Below are 22084 nucleotides of genomic sequence, written 5' to 3'. Positions count from 1 at the left end.
TTTTTTTCGTATTGGCGCGACACAGGATATTAACTATGATCCGGACTTTTATTGCGGTCAACCTTGACGATAAGATCAGGGAAAAGATCGGAGAGCTAAAAGAAGAGCTCAGCATCAAGGGAATTAAGCCGGTAGAACCGGAGCTTGTGCACATCACGTTGAAATTCCTGGGGAACGTGGAAGAGTACAGAGTCGACGATATCGAGAAAGCTTTGAAAAAGGTAAGCGTCGCTCCTTTTCAGGCAAAGTTCAGCTCGCTCGGAAGCTTTCCCGGAACAAAGAACCCGCGCGTCATCTGGATAGGCGCTGAAGGCGATTTTGTGGAGCTTAACCGCCAGGTGGAGGATGCTATGGCCGAAATAGGGTTTGAGCGCGAGGGGCGCTTTGAGCCCCATGTCACCATAGCAAGGGTAAAGATGCCTTCGCTGGAAATAAAACAAAGGCTCCCGAAATTTTTCGAAAAGCATAAGGACTTTTACGCGGGAGACATGATGGTTGACAGCATATATCTTATGAAAAGCACTCTCAGCCCAAAAGGACCCCGGTATGATGTGGTAAAGGAGATACGCCTTTGAGCACTGAAGAGATACTCGGGGAGGCGCTTTCCGGCATCAAGCCCGACGAAGAGGATGCGGAGACACTCAGGGCGGTAGCAAGGGATATAATAAAAATACTGGATACCAACGCGAAAAATATGGGGCTTGACGTATATGCAGTACATGTCGGCTCCACAGCAAGGAACACATGGCTGAAAGGCACTAAGGACATCGACATATTCCTGATGTTCCCGCCGGAGACGCCCAGGGAAAAGCTCGAAGAGTACGGGCTGAAGCTTGCGAGGACGGTCTCGGACCATTGTGTGGAAAAGTATGCCGAGCATCCGTACATCAAGACGGTATTCGAAGGAGTAGATATTGACCTGGTCCCGTGTTACAGGGTCAGCGACTCTTCACGTATCCAGTCAGCCGTAGACAGGAGCCCTTTCCATAACCGTTACGTACAGTCGCATATCGGTGAGCTATGTGACGACGCACGCCTCTTAAAACAATTCACAAGGGGAGCGGGAGTATATGGCTCTGAACTGAAGACCCAGGGGTTTTCGGGGTATCTGTGTGAGCTTCTCGTCATATATTATGGCTCGTTCATGAACGTGATAAAGAGCGGCGCGAACTTAAGAAGAGGATATGTCATCGACGTAAATGACCATATGGACCACTTTGTAGAGCATCCGGAGCCTCTGATAGTGATCGATCCTGTTGACCCGAAGAGGAACGTGGCGGCGGCGCTCTCTGAGCAAAAGTTCTTCGAGTTCATAGACGCTTGCAGAAGGTTCCTCAAATCCCCTTCTATGGATATGTTCTTCCCTCCGGGAATAGAACCGATAGATGATGAAGAACTTAAGGAATTATTAAAGAAGAGGGGCACTCTTCTTGTTGCGGTCACTTTTGACTCTCCCGACATAGTAGAAGATACGCTGTACCCTCAGCTCAGAAGGGTTGAGGAATCTGTGGTCGGGCTGCTCGAGCGTCACGAGTTTAAGGTTTACAGGAGCGGCGCATGGTCGGATATGGATAAATGCGCCATAATCCTCGAGATGCTCGTATGGGAGCTTCCCGACATAGAGCGGCATATTGGCCCGCCGGTGGATGAAAAGGAACACTCTCTGAAATTCCTGGAAAAATATCCTGACGCATACATCCTGGGTTACAGGTACGTAGTGGACATACCGAGAAGGTATACAGGAGCCATAGACCTGATCAGGGCAAAACTGCTGACCTGCGGCCTTGGCAAGAACGTGGCCGGGTCTATCAGGGAGAAGTTCGACGTCGTGACCAATGAGGAAATACTGTGCCTCGGAGATGACCTGGGAAAATTTTTACGCGAGCTGATAAGGCCTTAAGCTTTTCCAGTAATTTTTTTGTACGTCGATGGCCTTATCTATATTATCCATAGCAGCCTTCGTGACCTTATTATCTATCTTCAGTCCCCCTCCTTTTCCGAGGAAGCCTAAAATTGATGCCTCCACCGAGGAGGGTAAGTGCTTAAGCGAATATCCGCCTTCAAGCATGGCTACTATACCGGCGTTAAACATGTCACTTATCTCTTTCACCTTTGATGCCATCATATGGAATCCGGCTTCTGTCATTTTCATGCTGCCAAGCGGATCATCATAATGGGTGTCGTAGCCGGCAGATACCATGATCAGGTCAGGCTTGAACTCTTTCGATACGGGGATCAGCAGCCTGTCAAACGCGGAAGCATAATCAGCATCGGTCGAACCTGGAGAGAACGGGACGTTCACGTTAAATCCTTCTCCGTCGCCAGCACCCACATCCGAATAATGGCCGGTCCCCGGGTAGAACGGGTACTGGTGGACTGAAAAATACAGCACGTCAGGATTGTCGTAAAACATATTCTCTGTGCCGTTCCCGTGATGGACGTCCCAGTCAACGATAAGCACTCTTTTATAGCCGGAGGATAATGCGTATGCCGTCCCTATGGCCACATTATTAAATATGCAAAAGCCCATCGCCCTGTCAGGCATGGCATGGTGGCCTGGCGGCCTGACAAGACCATAGCTTAATTTTCTTCCCCTTTTCGCCTCTCTCACGCCGTCAATCGCAGCGCCTGCAGCTTTAAGGGCTGCATTAAGCGAACCGGGGCTCATTATGGTATCGATGTCCAGCATCCCTTCTTTAAAATCAATAATATATTTAACATAATCAGGGTCGTGCACCAGCATGATCTCTTCTTCAGATGCTGAATGAGGATTAATAAAATCAATAATATCATTTAAAATATTATAATGTAAATCGCCCATCACACTCTCAAGTCTCTCTTTACTCTCAATGTGGTCACTGTAGCCGTGTTTCAAAAAATCCTCACTGAAGAAAAAACATGCGTTTTTCATGCCATTTCATTTTTAAATAAACAATAAAATAATATGAAATTTGCGCATTATTATATCAATCTTAGTTATCAAAACAATAAATTATATCGTTCTCCCTTCTGTGGTTTCACTTTTGAAAACGATTAATATATATCTAAAAACAGTAAAGCTTATATATAATCGGTTGGGTATTAAGTTCAGCACTTAGAAATTATATTCAAGTATAATTTTATAATCGTGCTTATAAGGGTAAAGTATATATAATAACGATTGTTTATTTATCAATCGTCAAAACATATATAAAAAAATTATTCTGATACAGAAATAATTTACGAATCGAGGTGGATATGGATGAAAAAACTTACAGTACCAGTACTTGATGAGAAAGATAAGGAATTCGTTGAAACTTTAGTCAATGTAGGTTTAAAGAGGAATGTCGCAAAAACCCTCGTTTACCTTGCAAACGTCGATGAGACCATCAGCCGCGACATAGAGCTCGGCGCAGACCTCAGGCAGCCTGAAGTCAGCATCGTCATGAGAGAGCTACGCGACCAGGGATGGATCGACGAGAGGGAGATCAAGAAAGAGGGTAAGGGCAGGCCGTTAAAGTGCTACAAGCTTTCGACCAGCATAACTGATATCATTTCCACGCTCGAAGAGCGCAAGAGGGTAGAGGCGCAGCTCCACCTCGAGAACATCCAGAAGCTCAGGTCATTAACTGACAAGTTAAAGTAAATTTCCACTTTAACTTTCTCACCTTTTTACGCCAGTTTTTAATTTATCTTTTCGACTTTTTTCCTTAATTATCGCAGTATGTCTTTTGTTTCTGATGGTTGAATTATTCTGATGTTATACGCTGTACGCGGATATAATGCATTTTCATCCCAAAGGCTCAAAGGGCTTCTCAAAGATCTCAAAGATTTTTTAAAAGTAACTTTTAGTCTTTGAGTTAATCTTTGAGCCTTTGGGATGAAAACGCATCATGTAAATATTTTGTATTAAATTAAAAGACAAATAGCACAGATTACTTTCATTTAGCTCTTAACACAGAGATTTATATCTATGCAAGCCCTAAACGTCTACCTATGAGCGAGAGCTTTCAGTTCGAGATAGACCCGTTGAAAATATCCGAAAGCTATCTCGGGGGAGTGCTTGTCGCTCTGGACGTATTATCTTTTTCAGAAGAGGAATATCCCGGCGAGCCTGAGGACCCGATATGTTTAATTGCCGCTGCTCATACTACCGGATTAAGCTCGATCAGTAAGGTCTACACGAAATTATTCGTCGCCAGCGACCCGTCAATATTCGAGGAAGGCCAGGTCATCAAGAACTTTTATACATACCTGGACATGTTCGAGGGCGGCACTCTCGTCACACATTACGGGTGCGGCAAGTCACTTGACGACGGGTTTGACATCCCGTATATGCTCTTAAGGGTGCGCGATAACCACCCGGAAGTTTACCCGGGGTTGAAGCGAGCGCTATTGAAATTCAGGGAGCACGACACATGCTCGTACGTTAAGAGCAAGATGAACCTGCCCTCTCCGGAGCTCGATTATGTCGAGAGCTTTTACGGGCTGATAAGAAAGCCTGACGCAGAGCTGAGCGGTGACGTAAGGTCTTGCATGGCGGCTTACTGGAAGGCCGGACAGGGTGACGTGCTTAAGCACGGGATAACCAATGTTTACAATTGTATACGTATCGCACAGTCACAGATCAAAAAAACTATTTGCTGTACAGATATTCCGCTATAAATCCGGTAATTAAATAATTTAACCAAAAAAGATTTTATACGATGCCACATTATCTGTGAATTGTATGTCGAAAACAGATTCTTCACCTGACTCTTTCCCCGAGCCAATGACTGAGAAGCTTCAGTCGGTCGAGAAGGAAAAACAGTCGGTCCAGGAGGAGCTTGAATTAGTAAAGCTTCAGTATGAGGAGCTGAAATCAAGGCTGCTGGAATCGACCATTATCAATAACAATAATCTGAAGGAGATCCAGAGACTTCAGCAGGAGAACGCTCACCTGCGCAGGACTCCTTTATTCATTGCGAGCGTTATCGAGATATCGGACGGCGGTACCGTGATCCTGAGGCAGCATGGCAATAACCAGGAAGTATTGACGAAACCGTCCGAGGAGATCCTGCAAAAGCTGGCTCTCGGCACCCGCGTAGCGGTGAACAACTCTCTTGCGATAGTAAAGATACTTGAGAAGCCTGCCGATGTCCGCGCCAGGGTCATGGAAGTCATAGAGGCCCCGAACGTGGATTATGCGGACATAGGCGGCCTTGACGAAGAGATACAGGAGATCATCGAGACAGTCGAGCTGCCTCTTACCGAGCCCGAACTGTTCGAGAGCGTCGGCATAGAGCCTCCAAAGGGCGTAATGCTGTACGGCCCTCCGGGAACCGGCAAGACGCTGCTCGCGAAGGCTGTCGCACGCCGCGCTAACGCGACGTTCATCAGGATGTCAGGCTCAGAGCTTGTTCATAAGTTCATCGGAGAAGGCGCACAGCTGGTCCGTGACCTGTTCCAGATGGCCCGCGACAAGGCACCCAGTATAATATTCATAGACGAGCTTGACGCAGTCGGCGGAAGAAGGACGCACGACGGCACCACCGGAAGCGCAGAGGTCAACAGGACCATGATGCAGCTTCTCGCCGAGCTTGACGGCTTCACCGACCGCGGCAACGTCCGTATCATGGCCGCGACCAACAGGATAGACATGCTTGACCCGGCCATACTGAGGCCTGGCAGGTTCGACCGTATCATTGAGGTCTCGCTGCCTGATGAGAAAGGCAGGGATTCGATCTTCAAGATACACACCAGGAAGATGACAATGGATGAAGACGTGAACCTTGAAGAGGTCGTCAAGCAGACCGAAGGCACCAGCGGTGCGGACATAAAGGCAATAGTCACAGAGGCCGGAATGTTCGCCATAAGGCGCCGCAGCAAGTCGGTCAGCATGGAAGACTTCAACAAGGCCATAGACAAGGTCATGCACAAAGAGACTTCGACAGAGCCTCCTGCACCGTCGACGGTATACGCGTAAATAAGATTGAGGGGGGTTTTCCCTCAATTATCTATTTTTAATTTATCTGATTTTTTTTGTGTTTCTGTGTTTTTATGAAATTAGTGTCTACCTGCCATCCGAAGGAAACAACGTAAAAACATCATTATAAAAATCTGGAAAATAAAAACCCGGAGGCCTATTCATCAGGCCTCTATTGTAACTGTTTATTCAGGCTCAGCGTCGACAGCACGACCACTACCAGGGCCATCACTATCAGTACGGCTATGTCCAGCCATACGTCTCCAAGACTGTAGCCTCTTACCATAATGTTCTGCAGCGCATCGTTCGCGTATGTCAGCGGCATGATGTAAGAGAACACCTGCAAGTATTCCGGCAGAGTCGATATCGGCCAGAACATGCCGTCAAGGAAAACCTGCGGTATGATGAACAGGGGAATGAACTGTACAGCCTGCAGCTCGTTCTTTGCGAAGGACGAGCATAGTATGCCCAGGTTCACACCGACTATGGTAAGTAATAGCTGCAGAGCGATGACAGAGTATACGTCCCCTGCTATCTTCACGTTCAGCACGAATATGGCGAACAGGAGTATTATTATCGACTGTATGAAGGCGAATACGCTAAAGCCCAGCATATATCCGAGAATGATCTCCGACCGGGTTATCGGCGATACCAGCAGCCTTTCAAACGTCCCGAAAGACCTTTCGCGAAGGAATGTCACTCCCGTGAACATGAACACGAAGAAGAACGCGATCAGCCCTAAAAGATACGGGGCGAACAGGTCCAGCATGCTGTATCCGTCCGCATACTTCACGGCAGAGTTGACGTTCACCTGAAGCCCTTCCTCGCCCTTCTGCGTCACTTTGGCTATGGTGCTTATCGTCGCGTTGTGAACTGACATGGAGATCGCCATCGACCTAGCCTGATCGACTCCCTCCGTCAGTATATCCATGTCCAGCTTTTTAGAGACCATCGTGTCAGATGTGAAATCCTTACTGAAAAACACGGCACCGTCGATCTCTTTGTCCTTTATGAGGCGGTCCGCGTCGGCTGCATCGACACTTACGACAGTGATGTTACTATAAGTTCTCAGCTCGTCCGCTATCATGGTAGACAGCTTGATGCCTCCCATGCCCTGGTCCTCGTCCACGATGCCCAGCACGATATCGCCTGTGACATCAGTGGCAAAGAAGTATCCCAGGAGAGCCATCACCAGCGACGGCACAATTATTATCAGCGCCATCGTCCTTCTGTCCCTGACGCACTGAGTGACGATCCTTACTGCCAGAGAGATTATCCTAAGCGCGTCCATGCTCTCCCTCCGAGAAATACAGGAATGATTTTTCAAGGTTATCGCATCTGGTGTATTCTTTCAATTCCGCGGGAGTGCCTTCGATGAGCTTCCTGCCGTCGCTTATGAACGCAAGCCTGTTGCAGTGTTCGGCCTCGTCCATGATATGGGTGGAGACTATCAGCGTAACTCCCTCGTCGTTAAGCTCATGGAAATACTTCCATAGCTCGCATCTCAGCTTCGGGTCGACGCCCACTGTGGGCTCGTCAAGGAATAGCAGCTTTGGCCTGTGCACCAGCACGCATGCCATTGACGCCCGCTTCCTCATCCCTCCGGAAAGAGTGGCGACGATGCTGTCCTGCCTGTCCTTAAGCCTTATTATGTCCAGCACCTCATCGATCCTGTCTTCCCTCTTCTTTCCTTTAAGTCCGTACAGCGAGGCGAAAAACCTGATATTTTCTCGGATGCTGAGGTCATTATAGAGCGCGTCCATCTGCGTCATGTACCCGATATGATAGTTATTGGCCCGGTCCGGCATGTTCCGCCCGAGCACTACGGCGGAGCCCGAAGTGGGCTTTAGCAGCCCGCACAGTATCCTTATCAGCGTTGTCTTACCAGCTCCGTTAGGGCCCAGAAGGCCGTAGTTCTCTCCGTACTCGATCTTCAGGTCGATGCCGTTCAGTGCCGTTATATTCCCGAATTTCATACTAAGTCCCGAACAATCTATGATGTACCCTTGATCATTTTTTGTATCCGATATTTTTGTTTTCAGCTCCTGCCTTAACATCTCTATCCCCTCACTTTGGAATGATCCTGTAGCTCACAGAACCGGGGGTCGACCTCCCCGTCATGAATCTCATTGCGAACGAGCCCGCATAATTCTCCGCATCCTTCACCGTGTCCCATTCATATATTCCCTGAAAGTCGCCCGTGCTCTCGTCCAGCGTCCATAGCTTCGACCTGAAACCGGGAAGCCCTAAAATGAAGAACATCGGTATCCAGGAAAACTTCTTATTTTGTTCAGGCTTCATGCCGGCGACATGGAACCTTACGATAAAGGTAGCTCCCGGAGATCGGGATCGGCTTTTTTCAGGGTCGACTATTACCTGCCTGAATATAGTGAACCTTACACCATCATCCATTACGACAGTATCGCCTATCCTTTCTTTTGGGAAATGCAGCCTTCCCTTTAATGCGTATATAAATGCTATTACGGCCGATACGAACGGGTTCAAGCTCATACTATCACTTTATATGATAACTTCTAAGACCATTAGTAGTTTTATAAAATACTACTAAATTCCCAAGGATAATAAAGTTTACTGTAAGCAGGGCTTAAAGAGTAAGTGATAGCTATTAAATAAAAAAATTTAAAAAATTAAAAAATCAAATGACCTGATCTTTCGATCATTACAGGCCATTATTTTGCGCTCGATCCTGCAATATAGTCATACAGGAACGCGGCGATCAACGCACCCAATATCGGTCCTATCGCATATATCGGGAATTGCCACCAGAGATCCTGTCCGCCAAGCAGGAAATCCGCAAGATAGGGCCCGAAAGTACGGGCAGGGTTAAGCGATCCGCCTGATATGTTACCTATTGCCACTATGCTGATAGCTACGGTCAAGCCTATGATAAGGCCCGCCCATCCTGCCGGAGCCCTTTTGTCTACTGCGACCCCGATCACGGCCAGCATCAGGAAGAACGTGCACACTGTCTCTGCGACAATAGCCTGCAGGTATGTGACCCCGTCAAACATGGCCGTAGCGCCAAGCCCGGTATCCAGCGACCTTGTGCCCCATATGAAGTACACGGTAAAAGATGCCAGTGCAGCACCTATAAGCTGGGCGACTATGTATGCTATGGCGTCATTGGTCGGGAATCTTTTCGTGGCCCAGAGCGCTATCGTTACGGCCGGGTTGATGTGAGTTCCCGAAATGTGGCCGAAAACATATGCCATCACAGCGATAGCAAGGCCAAAGGTCAGGCCTATTGCAAGCCAGGACGATATGTCAAAGCCTATATTGAAGGTATTTTCCAGCAGCGGTATCCAGCCATCCATTAACAGGGCGGCAGTGACGACGGCTCCCGTTCCCAGGAACACGAGCGTAAATGTGCCTATAAGCTCAGCTAGTGAGCGTTTTAAAAGACTAATTTCCCCCATAATATCACCAAAAATAACTTGAAGCCTCAAACGGCCTCTTTCCAGTTACAATATGCGCATTTGTAGTCGATATAATTTGCTGAACAAAACTTGCAAACCCTTGCGGGCGAGAAAGGCTGGTCCTTATGCAGCGCTATGATGTTCGTCATAAGTGTCGCAGTCACAGGCTCGCTGGTCAGCAGGCATGGGAAGTCCGAGAGCCTCATCAGCGCAGAGAATCTCACGGTGATCCCGCAGCCCGGGTAAGTGTACCTCTGCGGGTTCATGACCACCTCGTTCTTTTGGATAGGGCTCAGGTCTACAGGTATTCCCTGTATAGTGCAGCCCGAGCCCCTGGGCTCATGGTCAAGTATGCGCTCTCCTCTCTCGATCATGTCCATGAAGTCGACATTATGCAGCTCCGCCGCCGGGCTTCTTGTGGGGTTGGTCAGCACCAGGTTGTGGAATCTCTTGGTCAGGAGGTCGATGACCATCATGGTGGTGAACCCGTCCATCCACAATATCTTAGTCGCGGCTGCCGCCGTCGCCCCGGTGGCGACCGAGAGCACCGAGTACTCGTTCTTGAACTTGCCTTTAGCCCCTTTTAACGTGTTCTCCATTACTTTCGAGACCGCGTTTATGATCTCCATTACCATGTCATCTTTTGTCATGTTATACATGGACTGCGATATGTGATGTCCGATGTCGCCCACACAATAAGCCGGAACTGTCACGATGTTGCCATAGAAAACTCCTGCGTCCATGGCAGCTTTCACCGCCGGCTTCATCCTTTCCATGTATTGCTTCATGTACTTCCTGACGTCAAATGACGAGTGCCTTGCCTCGTCCATCAGTTTCCCCTGAGCTTCCATAGGGCTGTCATAGACCATCTTCAGCGTCTTTATCTCATCTTTGACCGCATTCGCGACGGTCTTGCCCTCCTCTATGGAGGACTGGAACTTCCCGCCGATGCCGTAGGATGTGTCCATTCCCCATGATTTTGCCGAAAGTATGGCTCTCTTATGCTCTACGGGAATATCGACCGTCTGGAGTATCCTGTTGACTACGTTGGCCGTGCTTCCCGGCACGAACGCGAAGTCAACGACGCATGTGGGGCCGTAAAATCCCCCGTACCTTCTGACAGATTCCCTTCCTATTAACGCCTCAGATTTTCCGATCGCATTAATGAAAACGTCTACTGACTTCCTGAATTTGGGGTCTTCCTCATAGAGGATCTCCAGAATGGCAGGTGTCTGGTAGTGCTCTATCATCGGGTCGTCCTCGGGCCTGATAGTCTTAGCCATGGACTTAAGGATCTCATAGTGGCTGTTCACCGACCGGACGTGGAGGTCGAAAACTTCCTTGCTCTGCACCCCCGCTGGCTTCATCTTATTGACAGCGTCTATGTATGGCTTTGCCTGTGATATCTCGAATTTTCCGCCCCTGTTGGCATTTATGGCTTTCAGGTCCGCGTTCTGGGCATTTATCGCCTCGTCCGCCATCTTGCTGTAGATGTCCTGGTCATTCACGGTTTTTTTAACCTTTTGCGTTTTTGCCTTCTGAGATGCCATGTACGATCACCTTCTCAAGCCCCGTCATCCCGCACTGAATATCCGACATTATTACATGCCCGCTCGCAGGTCAGGGGCTTTATAATTAAGCATATATTTTATAAAACATAAAATAGTTTTCCAGAGTAGTTAATAAAAAAACTACCATTATAGTACACTATTATACATTAATTTTATAATAATAATTATATATGATTATATGATATACGTTTAATTGATAATCTGTCAGTCACTATACAAAGGAGAAGCATGGGAAGGATATCTAAGGATCCTGAAGAAAGAAGGGAGGATTATATTAACGCCGCAGAGGAGCTATTCCTCGAAAAAGGGTATGAGAACACGTCGGCAAGTGACATAATCAAGAAAATCGGGCTGGCTCAGGGTACTTTTTACTATTATTTCCGATCGAAGGATGACATACTTGAAGCCGTAATATACAGGTATCTTGAACGATACGGGTCCGCCCTGAAAAACGTGGCGGATAATAATGACATCAACGCGATGGATAAGCTTCAGGAGATCATCCATCTTTCCTTCAATTTACGCAATAATGGCGATGCACTTGAAAAATATATTTTTGAAAGCAGTATTGCCAGACATGAAAAATTTGAAAGAAATTTTAATGCCCTTATCATACCTTTGCTGGCGAAAGTGGTGGAGCAAGGCATGAAAGAAGGGCTTTTTGAGGTAGATTTTCCCATGGAGACGGCAGAAATGCTGGTAGTGATGCTATATTACTCATTCTATTCGGCAAAGCGCTCTAAAGACTGGGAAGAGCGCTACAGGAAAATGTGGGTGGCTGAGAACCTGATCAAAAAGGCCTTGAACGCCAGAAAATGCAGCCTTAGCCTTATGAATTAAGACGTATACTTAAGCCGATTTTTTTTATTATCAGGCCCTTTTATAGTATCCTTCCGACATACTGTCATTGACACATTATCAGTCACAAATTTTTACCGACACAGTGTCACTGATGTGTTGTCAGTCATACTTTTTCACTGACATACTGTCATTGACATATTATCATATCATGTAAAAGTTTATCCCCGGAAATCATCCCGGGAAGGAAGCTATCGTTTAAAAAATCGGCAAGCTGTATAATGTTTGATTGACCATGCTCTCTACTGTATCCGGTCTCGAAAAATAGCGTCGGGCATATTCCAAAGAATCTTATTTCGGGTATATGATGGGAGTTCGGTCAAGCAATGCCTGGAATACAAGGCTGATGAGCCCGATGATGAAGGGGTTCCTTGACGTTATCCCCGACCTCACTGTAGCGGGCATAGGCGGAATGTAGATGAACTCTTCGCTATCGATCAGTATCATTAAAAATTTCTTGTAATTTTCCATGGGTATCGGCAGATTTGAAATATACTTCGCAAAGGGCGCCAGGTCTGTCAGGTCGATGTCGACGGCATTATAGACTTTCGCATGTTTCAGGCCGTACTTTTCCGGGATGGTCATATCCTCCCTGAATACGATAACGTCCGCCGGGATGTCCTTATCCCTTAATAGTTCCAGATAGTGAAGGTGAGTGTCAGGGAGGATCGCTTTCACCGACATATTCGCTTTAGTGAAGAGCTCTTCTATGCTGTGCTCGATGCTTTCGTCGCCATAAAGTGTCCAGAGCACGTCAGGCGTTTCCGTCTGTACGCTCATCCTCTCGAGCTCTTCCAGCTCTTCCAGGGCCGTCTCTTCCGCATTTTTATGTATCTCCATCATATGCTTAAGAGCTATCTTCGGCGGGGTCGCCCTGTATATGGCCGGCTTGACGTTAACTACCTGAACCAGCCCTTTATCCATAAGCGTCTTAAGGCTCTGGTATACGCTCGGCTTGGGGGCGTCAAGGTACTCGTATACCTGCTTGACCTCGGTCCTGTCGAATAATACGAGGGCAGAGTACACTTTAGCCTCATATTCGGTCAGTCCCAGGGTTTTAAGAGACTCTATAAGACTGGTCGATAGGTTATTCATGGTAGTTCATTAATACACTACCATTAATGTGAAATATACTTTTCTTAAAAATAAGTGAGGGAGCCCGGACCTATTCGGTCCTGAGCGCCTCTATCGGATCTAGTTTAGATGCCTGGTTCGCAGGGTATACGCCCGCTATCGTGGTCGTAAAGAGCCCGAAAGCGATGCCTAAGAGGATGTTCTGCGCGGAAGCGTCCATGGGCAGCTGGGCGAGCGATCCGACTATGCCGGCCACAAGGACCGCTATCCCGACGCCTATCAGGCCGCTGATGAACCCGAGGAGTGCCGACTCGGTCAGGAATATCAGCCTGACGTCAGTCGTGGTCGCGCCGACAGCCTTCATAAGGCCTATCTCCTTCACACGCTCCTTAACTGTGAGCATCATGACGTTCATGATGCCTATGCCGCCTACGAGAAGCGATACGGCGCCGATGCCTGCCAGAGTGTATTTTATAAGGTCAAAGATCTGGTTTATTGCACTGGCGAACATTTTTTGCGTCAGCACTGTATAGCCTTCGTTCCTGTGGAACTTCTTCAGCGTCTCACTGACCCTGTCGCCAACCTCTGTGGCAGTCTCTACGCTGTCTGCCTGCACCCATATTTCGGTGTAGGTATCCTGGTCGCTGAACCCTTTGATGCCCTCGGTGGTCATGTAGATATAGCTGTTCGGGTCGCCAGTGAGTATGGAGCCGTTCATCTCTTTCAATACTCCGGCTACAGTATACGTCTGCGACTCGCCTGTATAGAAGTTAGATATCGTGATGTATGATCCCGGCCGTATGACCTTGCCGAATGTGCCGTTAGCCACTTTGCTTCCAAGGATGACGGAATTTTTATCCGATGGCGACAGGAACCTGCCCTTATCGACACTCTCGGCCATCTTGTCCTCGTACTGCGGTATTATTCCCTGTACGGTCACTCTTCGGCTGTCCGCTCCATAGGTCACGTTACCGCTAACGGATATCTTGGGCTGTACTTCCTTGACACCTTCCGTTGTTCGGAGCAGGTTAACGTCCCTATCCGTAAACTTTGCGGGCGGCTTCGGCTTCTCGGCCATAGTCACCGAGAAGCTCATGGTTCCCTGCTGGACGCTCGTGTCGATAGGCAGGATGAACATCGTGTCGAGCTGAAGATCGCCGAACTGGTCGCTTACTCCGCTGTACAGGCCGTCGCCTAAGGTAAGCATTACCACTATCGCCATGACACCTATGATGATGCCCAGGCTGGACATCATCGTCTTGAACTTGTTGCTCGCGAAATCCGCGAACGCATAGCCCAGTATGTCCAGCGCTTTCACTTCTTCGCCCTCTTACCCCTCATAAAGAAGTATACAAGACCTAATAATACGGCAGCGACGCCCACGAACCCGAGCACGTATAACAGTGTCTGGTCATTCGCGTTTGAGGCGCTGCTCTGCGTATCTACTGAGTCTGCGTATACTGTCATCGGCTCTGACTCGTGCCAGTTGTTACCGTTCTTGTATACTACCTTGAACTGCGGGTTTCCGTTGTAGGAGGAGTTCTTGCTTGACACGTCGAACTGCACGGTGTACATCTCGCCGGCGCCAATATCCCCGATAATGTACTCCTGGACAGGCTTGAACGCGAACTCGTCACCCACAGGGACAACGCTCACAGACTTGATACCATTAGACCTGAGGTTGAACACGTCGAACACCACGCTCTTCTTGACCGTGGTGAAAGCCTTCGGAGACTCGCTCAAAACCATCTTGACACCCGAATTATCCACCTCGACACGGACCGGATAATTCAAGAACACTGCCTCATCGCCCGTAGTGACCTTGAACTTGAGGTAATATACGCCGTCCTGTGCATTGCTGTCGGCTCTGACGAGGAAGGTGAACTTTGCCATGTCGCCGGCCCCCAGGTAGCCTACGTTCTCGAAAGACTGCGAGACTACGCGAACCGGTCCGTCGGAGGATAGCGTTACCTTGTCAAGGCGTATGGATTCCGGTAGCTCCGAGCTTGTGGTCGTCGTCGTCTGGGTATGCGACGGCGTCGTTAAACCATTGGAAGTTCCGGGACCATAATTATACGTATCCGTGGTGGTCTTAGTCTCACCCGCTGTCGTGATCTTCAATGAATTTGTTATCGTCACGGTAATTTCTCCGGTATCTCCCGCCATAAGAGTTCCAGGATTTATCGCCGGATCGCCTAATACTACTAGCGTAGGCTTGACCGAACCCGCGAATGCGGGGACTGATAATAAAACTGCTAATAATACAAAGATGCTTAAACACTTTAAACTGAACTTCATTATTATTTCTCCCTCATTTTAATTATTATGATATTGATGTGATCTCAGTTCCTTTCGTCTCCTATTACCTCTCCGTCCTTAAGCCTCACTATCCTTTTACTGAACGAGGCTACGTCGGGATCGTGCGTGACCATTACGACGGTCCTGCCTTTCTTGTTGAGATCGATGAAAAGCTGCATGATCTCCTCACCTGTCTTGGTGTCAAGGTTGCCGGTGGGCTCATCCGCCAGCAATATTGCAGGATCGTTCACCAGGGCGCGGGCGATAGCCACACGCTGCCTCTGGCCGCCTGACAGCTCACTGGGGCGATGGGTCATACGATCGCCGAGGCCGACCTCCTTCAATATTTTGGTCGCGACATTCGTTCTCTCGTTCCTGTCCTTGTTCTGGAATATCATGGGCAGTTCCACGTTCTTGAGCGCCGTCATCCTTGAGACAAGGTTAAAGGACTGGAATATGAACCCGATCTCCTTACCCCTCAACAGTGACAGCTCGACGTCGTTCAAACCGTTAATGACCTTACTATTGATCGCTATCTCGCCGGAGCTGGGCCTGTCCAGTAAACCGATCAGGTTCATGAGCGTGCTTTTACCGCTTCCTGAAGGTCCCATGATGCTCACGAACTCTCCTCTTTCGATGTTCAGGTCAACACCCTTCAACACCTCAAGCTCATGCCTGCCCATAAGATATGATTTCCGGACATTGCTTATCGATACTACGGATTCCATCTTTGATGATCTCCATTCATTGTTTTTTATTCGTATGGATCACTATCGTGCCTGCGACTTTATCGAACCCTCTCTGTTTTTCTTTCCCGAACAGGACTAACAGGAGGATCGCGTCGATCACGAGCAAGCCATTGATGATCTTTGGTATGTTCCTGAGGATGGACTCTTTATAGCCTATCTTCGTGCCATCCTCTCTGAGTACCCTCAGGTTCATGAAATACTTGCCAGGCGTGGTGCCGAAGCTGCCTTCTATGACCATGAAGTACACGATACTGAACGTCAGCGCACCTATGCCCTGTACATAGTTGAAGAAAGTCTCCAGCGCAGGGCTATAACCCCTGACGAACCATGACATCATCACGATAGGTATGATGAGGGCCGCGAGGCATATGCCGTAGATGATCACGTCGATTATATATGCTACAGTCCTTGATCCGAACCCGGCCCTTTTGAAAGCGTCGACGTAGCTTTTCATGTATTCGGAGGCGACTTCATCCGGGTCTTCGGACTCGGCGAAAACGGCTTCAACATCCTCCCGCTCGATCCTGTTCGAACCTCTGGATTCGGCTCTTCCTGCGGAGGCATCGTAAAAGTGAGATAAGAGCTCTTTTTGTATCTCCTTCTTATCGTTTTCATGGACATCGATATTATTCACTATCTTGGAAACACGTTTTTCCAGCAGCCTTCGCGTATCATCACTTATTTCCATCTTCAAGCCCCCATACCTTGTTCATTGCGAGAACGTACTTTTTCCACTCCTTTATCATCTCTTGAAGAAGCTCTTCTCCCTTCGGGGTTATCTTATAGTATTTCCTGGGGGGGAGCCCTTCTTCGGTCTCCTTCCAGTAACTGTTTACCAGGCCATCGCTTTCCATTGAATGAAGCGCGGGGTATGCGTTACTCTCTTTCAGCACTATGACGCCGCTTGTACGCTTCTCAAGCTCTGATATCAGCTCGTAGCCGTACCTGTCCCCCGTTCTCAGGAGAGCCAGCAATGAGAGTTTCGTGCTCCCTTTCTTTAGCTCTTTTAGCCACTTATCGATGTCTTCCCGCATGATACCTCGAAATTTTATACACATATACTGTATATGTACATATGCATCATAGGTACATTAATTTTACATACTATATATAACTTTGCAATTGGTCAAAACTTAATGACAATGGATGGCCCGGGAACCTATATTATTTATTTATAACAATATGTTATTTATTTTTAACATTTTGTTATTACTAGATAACATTTTCTATAATACTATTTTGGTCAAAAGGCGATCATCAATTAATACGTCAGAACAGATATACTCTAAAATAAAAATTGAAAAAAGTAGGGATCACCCTACCTGTTCAATATCTCGCTTATTATGCGACCGTACGCAGGCCTGGTTATCAGGATGCCTATGAGAACGCCTAATATCGTAGTTATGGCGAAGCCTTTCAGTGAGCCGAATCCCATGTACCAGAGCGGTATCATGGCGATCACTATAGTGGCCGCCGCCGAGACTATGATCTTGAACGCCTGAGACATGCGCTGAAGTATCTTTTTCGTCGTCGGGCTCTTGCCTGTGGTCATCACTTCATCGGTAATGATGATAAGCTGGTCCACGCCGGTACCGATAACGGCTATTATACCCGCTACCGATGGAAGGTCTATCTCCCAGTTAATGAAAGAGGCCACTCCGAGCAATATGAATATCTCGAACAGCGAGGTCAGGAACATCGGCAGTATTATCCTCGGCTCCTGGTACCTGTAGTACATTATCGCGCCTATGGCGATCTGTGCCAGTATGGCGGCGATGATCACAACTGTCTTGAACATCTCTCCCTGCTCGGCAGGCACCTGTCCGGAGCTTATGACCTGGACGTTCACGGGCAACGAGCCGCTGCTCATATGCACGTACACCTCTTTACCCTGCGCGTATCCTTCCTCACCCGTTCCCGTGGAGGCTATCATGATATCCACTGGCTCCTTCAACAGGTGCTGGGCCAGATCAGACGATATGGGCGCCCTGTGGAACTCACGGTCGTCCAGCAGCATGATCACCTGATGTCCTTCCGGATCTCCCAGGATGTCATATTTTACGGCCGCCTGCTGGAACTTTAACGCTCCTTCCTTGGAAAGCCTGAATGAGACTCCCCACTGCCCGAGGCCGCCGTCCTGCGAGGTCGGAGGGGATACTCCGGCGATGTCATCGCCATACAGGATGTGCTCAGTCTCGTTGCCGTGAGACTGTATCCTCAGCTCGAAACGTCCGGGTGTGCCCACTATCGACATTGCCTCGTCGTACGAGAGGCCTGCGAAATCGATGAGCATGTACGCGTTACCCTGGTCGTCCCTTACTGTATTGATAGGAACGTCCTTCAGGCCGTAGGCGTTGATCTTATTCCCCATTATCTCTTTTGTGAGGTCAAGGGTCTCGTCGGAGATAGTATCGTTGCTGATCAGCTTTAGCTTGATCCAGGAACCTCCCTCGAAGTCAAGGCCGAACTTGAGATTAGAAGTGAACTGCCCGTTCGTGAAGCCCGGAGCCAGGAATATCGCCGACGCCAGGAGGCATATTATAAGGGCTATAACCCTGTAGTCTGTGAATATACGGGACCACATGCCCGATTCTTTCTTGTTAGCCATATTTTGCCTTCGCCTCCGGAGTATCCATGTACCATCTTAAAAGACCCGTGTTAAGGAACCATGTGTTCATGATGTCGGCTATCAGCCCGAACATCATCACAATGGCAATGCTGGACAGCACGGGTATCGGCGACAGCCCTACCACGAAAGAGTACTTTGAGACTATGTACAGCATCAGGAAAGCCGCGATGGCTGAAAATGTCATGGTCAGACCGGTAGCCCTGCATGATGCTATCTTCTTATCGATATATTTTCTCTCGCCCAGTATTTTCGTAGTAAGAAGTATGTCCGTGTCCACGGAGTAACCTATAAGCATTAACAGCGCGGCGAATGTGCCGAACGTAAGCTCAATGCCGAAAATGTTCATCAGCGCAGCAGCGATCATGATGTCAGAGAACGCTGACAGGACCACGGCCACGGATGGCACAAAATTCCTGAATATGATGAATACCGTTATTGCCATTCCGAGAAATGCCACAAGTATCGCTATAACTGCCTGGCTCTGGTTGGCCTGGCTGAAGACGCTTCCCGTATACTCGATCATCGCACCTTCATAGTTCTTGTTTACGTACTCTGCAAGCTCTTCCTGCTTTCGATCGTCCATGGTGCTGAACCTGAGCGTCTTCTCACCTCCCGAGCCCTGAGCGATGAGCTTTATCGGATAATTTGAGAACTCCTCCTGCAATTGCTGGTCTGTCTTATCCGTATGTATCGTGACCATAGAGCCGCCTTTGAAATCCAGGCCCAGATGTACTGGCGCGGATTCAGTGAGCTGGGTATATCCTACAATCAATATCGCGAATAATAATACCACTAGCGGGATGGTTATGGCCTGTTTGACCGGAAGCTCTGGGAATTTAAGCTTCGAAAATAATCCTCCGTTTTTCCCAGGGTCTTTTTTACCCTCCGGAGTTTTTATAGGGGTCTTACCCTTTTTTGAGTCGTCGACCTTCATCCAAATCATTAATAATTTATACTTTTGCGGCTAAAAAGTTTTTGCAGCAAGCACATTTAAAATAATCCCTGTAATATATATAACGCGAGTAACGATAATTAAAAAAATTCAAACATAAAGTCAAAAAATTTCTCTGAGAATCGAAGGTTATATATACTTAGTGGAATATAATATGTTCTAAAGAGGGGAATGAAACAACACTATGTTAAAGAAACTACAACTTCAGGAAAAGTATAACCACAGCCAGGAAGTTATAATCGAATACCTGAAAAACGGTATCAAGGAAGGCAAACAGTTCTTCAAGTCCAAGTATATCGCGAGGGACCTGGGAATGAGCCCGAAAGAAGTGGGCACGAACATGAAGATCCTTTCCGATGAGTGCCAGGACCTGAAGATCGAGAAGTGGAGCTATTCAAAGAGCACCACCTGGCGTGTCGAAGCACAGTCAGCATAACTGTTTTTGGTCTTTTCTTTATTAAGACCTTTATTTTGTAATAATTTTATTTTCTGGATGGTCTTTTTTGGATCTCTTTGCTTTATTTTGCTTGTTTTGTCTTTTTTAATGCTTATTATATAAAAATGAATCATCAATTAAGCCCTTTTATGATTTTATCATAACCGAAGACTAAATAAACTCTCTACGCCTTTAAATTAACTTGAATAGTCAGCGAAGCCTAAAAACAGGTATTTTGAATGACACTTGTATCTCTGGTAAAGGACAGCGACACGTCCAAGGCTGTAAAGGATGCGGTCGAGCTAGTGGGCGGCATTGATGTAAAGGGCACTGTCCTTATAAAACCCAACCTTAGCTGCGCAAAGCCGTCCGGGAGCGGCCTTGTCACGAACGTCGAGGTCGTAAAAGCGATAGTCAAGATCGTCGCAGACCAGGGAGCGAAGCCGGTAGTAGGCGACCTCCCAATCCTGGGATGGGACCCGAAAAAGGTCTTTGATGCTACCGGGATAAGGGCCATAGAGGATGCCGGCGGAGAGTTACTGGACTGGAGCGACGACCACGTAGAGATCAAGCTACCTAACGCTAAAGTCCTGAAAAAGACCAGCCTTGCGCGTCCTGCCATACAGGCGGATGCCATTATTAACGTCCCCGTGCTAAAACATCACTTTTTTACCCACATATCGGGCAGCATGAAAAACCTTTTCGGGCTTGTCGAGCCAAATGTCAGGCCGAGGGTGCATGTGCTCGGGCTTGACGAGCCTCTAGTGGACCTTTATGAGTTCCTGAAGCCAAAGATCGTGCTCAATATAATGGACGCGACATATATCGCCCAGTCCGTCAGGCCTTCAGGGCCATACTACGGCCCCACCGAGGCCGAATCCGTGTCAAACCCGAACGTCGTGATGGTGAGCAGGGATGCCGTGGCACTTGACTCTATCGCAGCAGGCGTGGTCAGGATAAACCCGAACGACATAGAGATGGTCCGTATCGCTTTTGAGAGAGGGCTCGGCGATAGCGACATCAAGATGGTGGGTAACGCCAGAGGGTCTAACCTTAAGATCAAAAAGTCACTTATAGGCAAGCTTCTGCCATACATGGCCGATATGTGGACCAGCGAGTCCTTGAACAGCGTGGCGCATCCGCTCGCAAAGCGCATATACGGAAAAGAGGTCGTCTCGCTGAAAGAAGCGCGCAGGGAGATGGAAAATGCCGGCCCGTCGGATATCATAGTCGCGGGCGAGTGTAAAAAATGCGGGCTTTGCGTGAACGCCTGTCCCGCGAAAAACATAGCTCTTGACGGTGATCGTCCTGTATTCGGCGATAATTGCATTAAGTGTTTCATATGTGTCGAGATATGCCCGGGTGGTGCGCTCGCTATCATAAGGAAGTGACGTATCATGCTGGGATTATCGTTGAACGACATCGGGGCCACCATCGCAATATATGCTTACATAGTCATCGTTTTCCTCATAGTTGAAAAATTATGGAAGGGCGACAAGGCGGTAGGCCGTAAGATACTTCACATAAGCATGGGCAACATTGTCTTCGTCCTGTGGATTTTCGACCACTTGTGGGCCGGGGTGCTTCTCGCAGGGTCTTTCGTATTATTCTCTCTATTGATAACGCAGCGCATGCAGCTATACTTCTTGAGCAAGCTCACGCTGAACACGAGTAACGGGAGGCTCTTTCAAAAGACCTACCGTAAAATCATAACCAAGCTCTCGCTGATATCGGCGTCGGATGCCGGCAATGAGTTCGGCCTCGTGTACTATTGCCTGTCCTATACCATACTCGCATTCCTTTTCTTCAACGATCCTGTCGTAGTGGCAGTGGGCATGCTGCCTTTAGCATACGGCGACGGCCTCGGCGCGGTCATCGGAAGAAAATACGGCAAACACAAGTATAAGATCATAGACAAGAAAAGTATAGAAGGCTCGATGGCCGTGTTCGCCGGCACCGCGCTGGCCGTCATGGCAGGCATGATATTCTACGGCATTCCGGCGGCAGATGCCGTATGGAAAGCGTGCCTGGTGGGAGTCGTAATAACCTTTGTAGAGGCAATAGCGCCCAAAGGCCTGGACAATCTCGCGATACCGTTCAGCGCCGCAGCATTGTTCTATTTCGTTCTTTAGTTCT

At 48.2% G+C, this 22084-nt stretch carries 23 protein-coding genes; 9 read left to right on the top strand and 14 right to left on the bottom strand.

All coding sequences use genetic code 11. From position 1 onward, the window contains the following. Positions 1-35: 35 nt before the first annotated feature. Positions 36-575: an RNA 2',3'-cyclic phosphodiesterase gene (gene thpR, locus CUJ83_RS06770; RefSeq protein WP_230741529.1), complete on the top strand. Its 540-nt coding sequence runs from the start codon at positions 36-38 to the stop codon at positions 573-575. After that, complete coding sequence (cca, locus tag CUJ83_RS06765) at positions 572-1900, top strand: CCA tRNA nucleotidyltransferase (protein ID WP_230741528.1); 1329 nt, start codon at positions 572-574, stop codon at positions 1898-1900. Before thpR ends, cca begins: the two co-directional genes overlap by 4 nt. Here cca and CUJ83_RS06760 read toward each other — a convergent pair. After that, a complete protein-coding gene (locus CUJ83_RS06760; protein WP_230741527.1) occupies positions 1877-2911 on the bottom strand; it encodes a histone deacetylase family protein in 1035 nt (344 codons plus the stop codon). The two genes, cca and CUJ83_RS06760, sit on opposite strands and share 24 nt — an antisense overlap. A 330-nt stretch (positions 2912-3241) precedes the next feature. On the opposite strand from CUJ83_RS06760, the gene mreA reads away from it, so the two are divergent. The 3 genes from mreA (at position 3242) to CUJ83_RS06745 (ending at position 5944) form a co-directional block, all read left to right on the top strand. Then, a complete protein-coding gene (gene mreA / locus CUJ83_RS06755) occupies positions 3242-3625 on the top strand; it encodes an MreA family transcriptional regulator (RefSeq protein WP_230741526.1) in 384 nt (127 codons plus the stop codon). A gap of 350 nt (positions 3626-3975) precedes the next feature. Further along, entirely contained in the window at positions 3976-4644 is a 669-nt protein-coding gene (locus CUJ83_RS06750; protein ID WP_230741525.1) for a hypothetical protein, read from the top strand. 64 nt (positions 4645-4708) lie between these two features. Then, the gene (locus tag CUJ83_RS06745; RefSeq protein WP_230741524.1) at positions 4709-5944 is read left to right on the top strand and encodes a proteasome-activating nucleotidase; all 1236 of its coding nucleotides are present in this window, start codon (positions 4709-4711) and stop codon (positions 5942-5944) included. A 172-nt stretch (positions 5945-6116) separates the two neighbouring features. Here CUJ83_RS06745 and CUJ83_RS06740 read toward each other — a convergent pair whose 3' ends face one another. From CUJ83_RS06740 to CUJ83_RS06720, 5 genes are all read right to left on the bottom strand, one after another. Continuing rightward, the gene (locus CUJ83_RS06740) at positions 6117-7235 is read right to left on the bottom strand and encodes an ABC transporter permease (protein WP_230741523.1); all 1119 of its coding nucleotides are present in this window, start codon (positions 7233-7235) and stop codon (positions 6117-6119) included. Next, on the bottom strand, positions 7222-8001 hold the full coding sequence (locus CUJ83_RS06735) for an ABC transporter ATP-binding protein (RefSeq protein ID WP_230741522.1): 780 nt from the start codon (positions 7999-8001) through the stop codon (positions 7222-7224). Before CUJ83_RS06735 ends, CUJ83_RS06740 begins: the two co-directional genes overlap by 14 nt. 10 nt (positions 8002-8011) lie before the next feature. Continuing rightward, positions 8012-8455 carry a YdhR family protein gene (locus tag CUJ83_RS06730; RefSeq protein ID WP_230741521.1) on the bottom strand — a complete coding sequence of 148 codons (444 nt, stop codon included), beginning with the start codon at positions 8453-8455 and terminating at the stop codon, positions 8012-8014. Positions 8456-8634: 179 nt separating this feature from the next. Beyond that, positions 8635-9381, bottom strand: coding sequence for an MIP/aquaporin family protein (locus tag CUJ83_RS06725; protein ID WP_230741520.1), 747 nt, complete (start codon positions 9379-9381; stop codon positions 8635-8637). A 26-nt stretch (positions 9382-9407) separates the two neighbouring features. After that, positions 9408-10931, bottom strand: a complete 1524-nt coding sequence (locus CUJ83_RS06720) for a DUF2193 domain-containing protein (RefSeq protein ID WP_230741519.1) — start codon at positions 10929-10931, stop codon at positions 9408-9410. Positions 10932-11180: 249 nt separating this feature from the next. Here CUJ83_RS06720 and CUJ83_RS06715 point away from each other — a divergent pair, with 249 nt between their 5' ends. Then, on the top strand, positions 11181-11792 hold the full coding sequence (locus tag CUJ83_RS06715) for a TetR/AcrR family transcriptional regulator (RefSeq protein WP_230741518.1): 612 nt from the start codon (positions 11181-11183) through the stop codon (positions 11790-11792). A gap of 309 nt (positions 11793-12101) precedes the next feature. On the opposite strand, the gene CUJ83_RS06710 is transcribed toward CUJ83_RS06715, so the two are convergent. From CUJ83_RS06710 to CUJ83_RS06675, 8 genes are all read right to left on the bottom strand, one after another. Continuing rightward, positions 12102-12905, bottom strand: coding sequence for a TrmB family transcriptional regulator (locus CUJ83_RS06710; RefSeq protein WP_230741517.1), 804 nt, complete (start codon positions 12903-12905; stop codon positions 12102-12104). A gap of 70 nt (positions 12906-12975) precedes the next feature. Continuing rightward, a complete protein-coding gene (locus tag CUJ83_RS06705) occupies positions 12976-14202 on the bottom strand; it encodes an ABC transporter permease (protein WP_230741516.1) in 1227 nt (408 codons plus the stop codon). Continuing rightward, positions 14199-15182, bottom strand: coding sequence for a COG1361 family protein (locus CUJ83_RS06700; protein ID WP_230741515.1), 984 nt, complete (start codon positions 15180-15182; stop codon positions 14199-14201). Before CUJ83_RS06700 ends, CUJ83_RS06705 begins: the two co-directional genes overlap by 4 nt. 44 nt (positions 15183-15226) lie before the next feature. Beyond that, positions 15227-15910 carry an ABC transporter ATP-binding protein gene (locus CUJ83_RS06695; protein WP_230741514.1) on the bottom strand — a complete coding sequence of 228 codons (684 nt, stop codon included), beginning with the start codon at positions 15908-15910 and terminating at the stop codon, positions 15227-15229. A 16-nt stretch (positions 15911-15926) separates the two neighbouring features. After that, complete coding sequence (locus CUJ83_RS06690) at positions 15927-16619, bottom strand: RDD family protein (protein WP_230741513.1); 693 nt, start codon at positions 16617-16619, stop codon at positions 15927-15929. Further along, complete coding sequence (locus CUJ83_RS06685; protein ID WP_230741512.1) at positions 16606-16965, bottom strand: PadR family transcriptional regulator; 360 nt, start codon at positions 16963-16965, stop codon at positions 16606-16608. The genes CUJ83_RS06690 and CUJ83_RS06685 overlap by 14 nt, the downstream gene beginning before the upstream one ends. A 284-nt stretch (positions 16966-17249) precedes the next feature. Then, complete coding sequence (locus CUJ83_RS06680) at positions 17250-18539, bottom strand: preprotein translocase subunit SecD (RefSeq protein WP_230741511.1); 1290 nt, start codon at positions 18537-18539, stop codon at positions 17250-17252. After that, positions 18532-19494, bottom strand: coding sequence for a protein translocase subunit SecF (locus tag CUJ83_RS06675; protein WP_230741510.1), 963 nt, complete (start codon positions 19492-19494; stop codon positions 18532-18534). The genes CUJ83_RS06680 and CUJ83_RS06675 overlap by 8 nt, the downstream gene beginning before the upstream one ends. A 202-nt stretch (positions 19495-19696) precedes the next feature. Between CUJ83_RS06675 and CUJ83_RS06670 the strand changes: the two genes are divergently transcribed. The 3 genes from CUJ83_RS06670 (at position 19697) to CUJ83_RS06660 (ending at position 22080) form a co-directional block, all read left to right on the top strand. Further along, complete coding sequence (locus tag CUJ83_RS06670; RefSeq protein WP_230741509.1) at positions 19697-19948, top strand: DUF7123 family protein; 252 nt, start codon at positions 19697-19699, stop codon at positions 19946-19948. 239 nt (positions 19949-20187) lie between these two features. Continuing rightward, complete coding sequence (locus tag CUJ83_RS06665; protein WP_230741508.1) at positions 20188-21339, top strand: DUF362 domain-containing protein; 1152 nt, start codon at positions 20188-20190, stop codon at positions 21337-21339. A gap of 6 nt (positions 21340-21345) precedes the next feature. Further along, positions 21346-22080 carry a diacylglycerol/polyprenol kinase family protein gene (locus tag CUJ83_RS06660; RefSeq protein ID WP_230741507.1) on the top strand — a complete coding sequence of 245 codons (735 nt, stop codon included), beginning with the start codon at positions 21346-21348 and terminating at the stop codon, positions 22078-22080. Positions 22081-22084: the final 4 nt, after the last annotated feature.

This window comes from Methanooceanicella nereidis (assembly GCF_021023085.1).
GTDB classification, from domain to species: Archaea; Halobacteriota; Methanocellia; order Methanocellales; family Methanocellaceae; genus Methanooceanicella; species Methanooceanicella nereidis.
This window is presented reverse-complemented; position numbering and strand designations above follow the sequence as displayed.

Excerpts from the sequence above, each read along its gene's own strand:
- thpR (WP_230741529.1), top strand. The coding sequence starts at position 36 with ATGATCCGGACTTTTATTGCGGTCAACCTTGACGATAAGATCAGGGAA.
- CUJ83_RS06760 (WP_230741527.1), bottom strand. The coding sequence starts at position 2,911 with ATGAAAAACGCATGTTTTTTCTTCAGTGAGGATTTTTTGAAACACGGC.
- mreA (WP_230741526.1), top strand. The coding sequence starts at position 3,242 with ATGAAAAAACTTACAGTACCAGTACTTGATGAGAAAGATAAGGAATTC.
- CUJ83_RS06750 (WP_230741525.1), top strand. The coding sequence starts at position 3,976 with ATGAGCGAGAGCTTTCAGTTCGAGATAGACCCGTTGAAAATATCCGAA.
- CUJ83_RS06745 (WP_230741524.1), top strand. The coding sequence starts at position 4,709 with ATGTCGAAAACAGATTCTTCACCTGACTCTTTCCCCGAGCCAATGACT.
- CUJ83_RS06740 (WP_230741523.1), bottom strand. The coding sequence starts at position 7,235 with ATGGACGCGCTTAGGATAATCTCTCTGGCAGTAAGGATCGTCACTCAG.
- CUJ83_RS06735 (WP_230741522.1), bottom strand. The coding sequence starts at position 8,001 with ATGTTAAGGCAGGAGCTGAAAACAAAAATATCGGATACAAAAAATGAT.
- CUJ83_RS06730 (WP_230741521.1), bottom strand. The coding sequence starts at position 8,455 with ATGAGCTTGAACCCGTTCGTATCGGCCGTAATAGCATTTATATACGCA.
- CUJ83_RS06725 (WP_230741520.1), bottom strand. The coding sequence starts at position 9,381 with ATGGGGGAAATTAGTCTTTTAAAACGCTCACTAGCTGAGCTTATAGGC.
- CUJ83_RS06720 (WP_230741519.1), bottom strand. The coding sequence starts at position 10,931 with ATGGCATCTCAGAAGGCAAAAACGCAAAAGGTTAAAAAAACCGTGAAT.
- CUJ83_RS06715 (WP_230741518.1), top strand. The coding sequence starts at position 11,181 with ATGGGAAGGATATCTAAGGATCCTGAAGAAAGAAGGGAGGATTATATT.
- CUJ83_RS06710 (WP_230741517.1), bottom strand. The coding sequence starts at position 12,905 with ATGAATAACCTATCGACCAGTCTTATAGAGTCTCTTAAAACCCTGGGA.
- CUJ83_RS06700 (WP_230741515.1), bottom strand. The coding sequence starts at position 15,182 with ATGAAGTTCAGTTTAAAGTGTTTAAGCATCTTTGTATTATTAGCAGTT.
- CUJ83_RS06695 (WP_230741514.1), bottom strand. The coding sequence starts at position 15,910 with ATGGAATCCGTAGTATCGATAAGCAATGTCCGGAAATCATATCTTATG.
- CUJ83_RS06690 (WP_230741513.1), bottom strand. The coding sequence starts at position 16,619 with ATGGAAATAAGTGATGATACGCGAAGGCTGCTGGAAAAACGTGTTTCC.
- CUJ83_RS06685 (WP_230741512.1), bottom strand. The coding sequence starts at position 16,965 with ATGCGGGAAGACATCGATAAGTGGCTAAAAGAGCTAAAGAAAGGGAGC.
- CUJ83_RS06680 (WP_230741511.1), bottom strand. The coding sequence starts at position 18,539 with ATGGCTAACAAGAAAGAATCGGGCATGTGGTCCCGTATATTCACAGAC.
- CUJ83_RS06675 (WP_230741510.1), bottom strand. The coding sequence starts at position 19,494 with ATGAAGGTCGACGACTCAAAAAAGGGTAAGACCCCTATAAAAACTCCG.
- CUJ83_RS06670 (WP_230741509.1), top strand. The coding sequence starts at position 19,697 with ATGTTAAAGAAACTACAACTTCAGGAAAAGTATAACCACAGCCAGGAA.
- CUJ83_RS06665 (WP_230741508.1), top strand. The coding sequence starts at position 20,188 with ATGACACTTGTATCTCTGGTAAAGGACAGCGACACGTCCAAGGCTGTA.
- CUJ83_RS06660 (WP_230741507.1), top strand. The coding sequence starts at position 21,346 with ATGCTGGGATTATCGTTGAACGACATCGGGGCCACCATCGCAATATAT.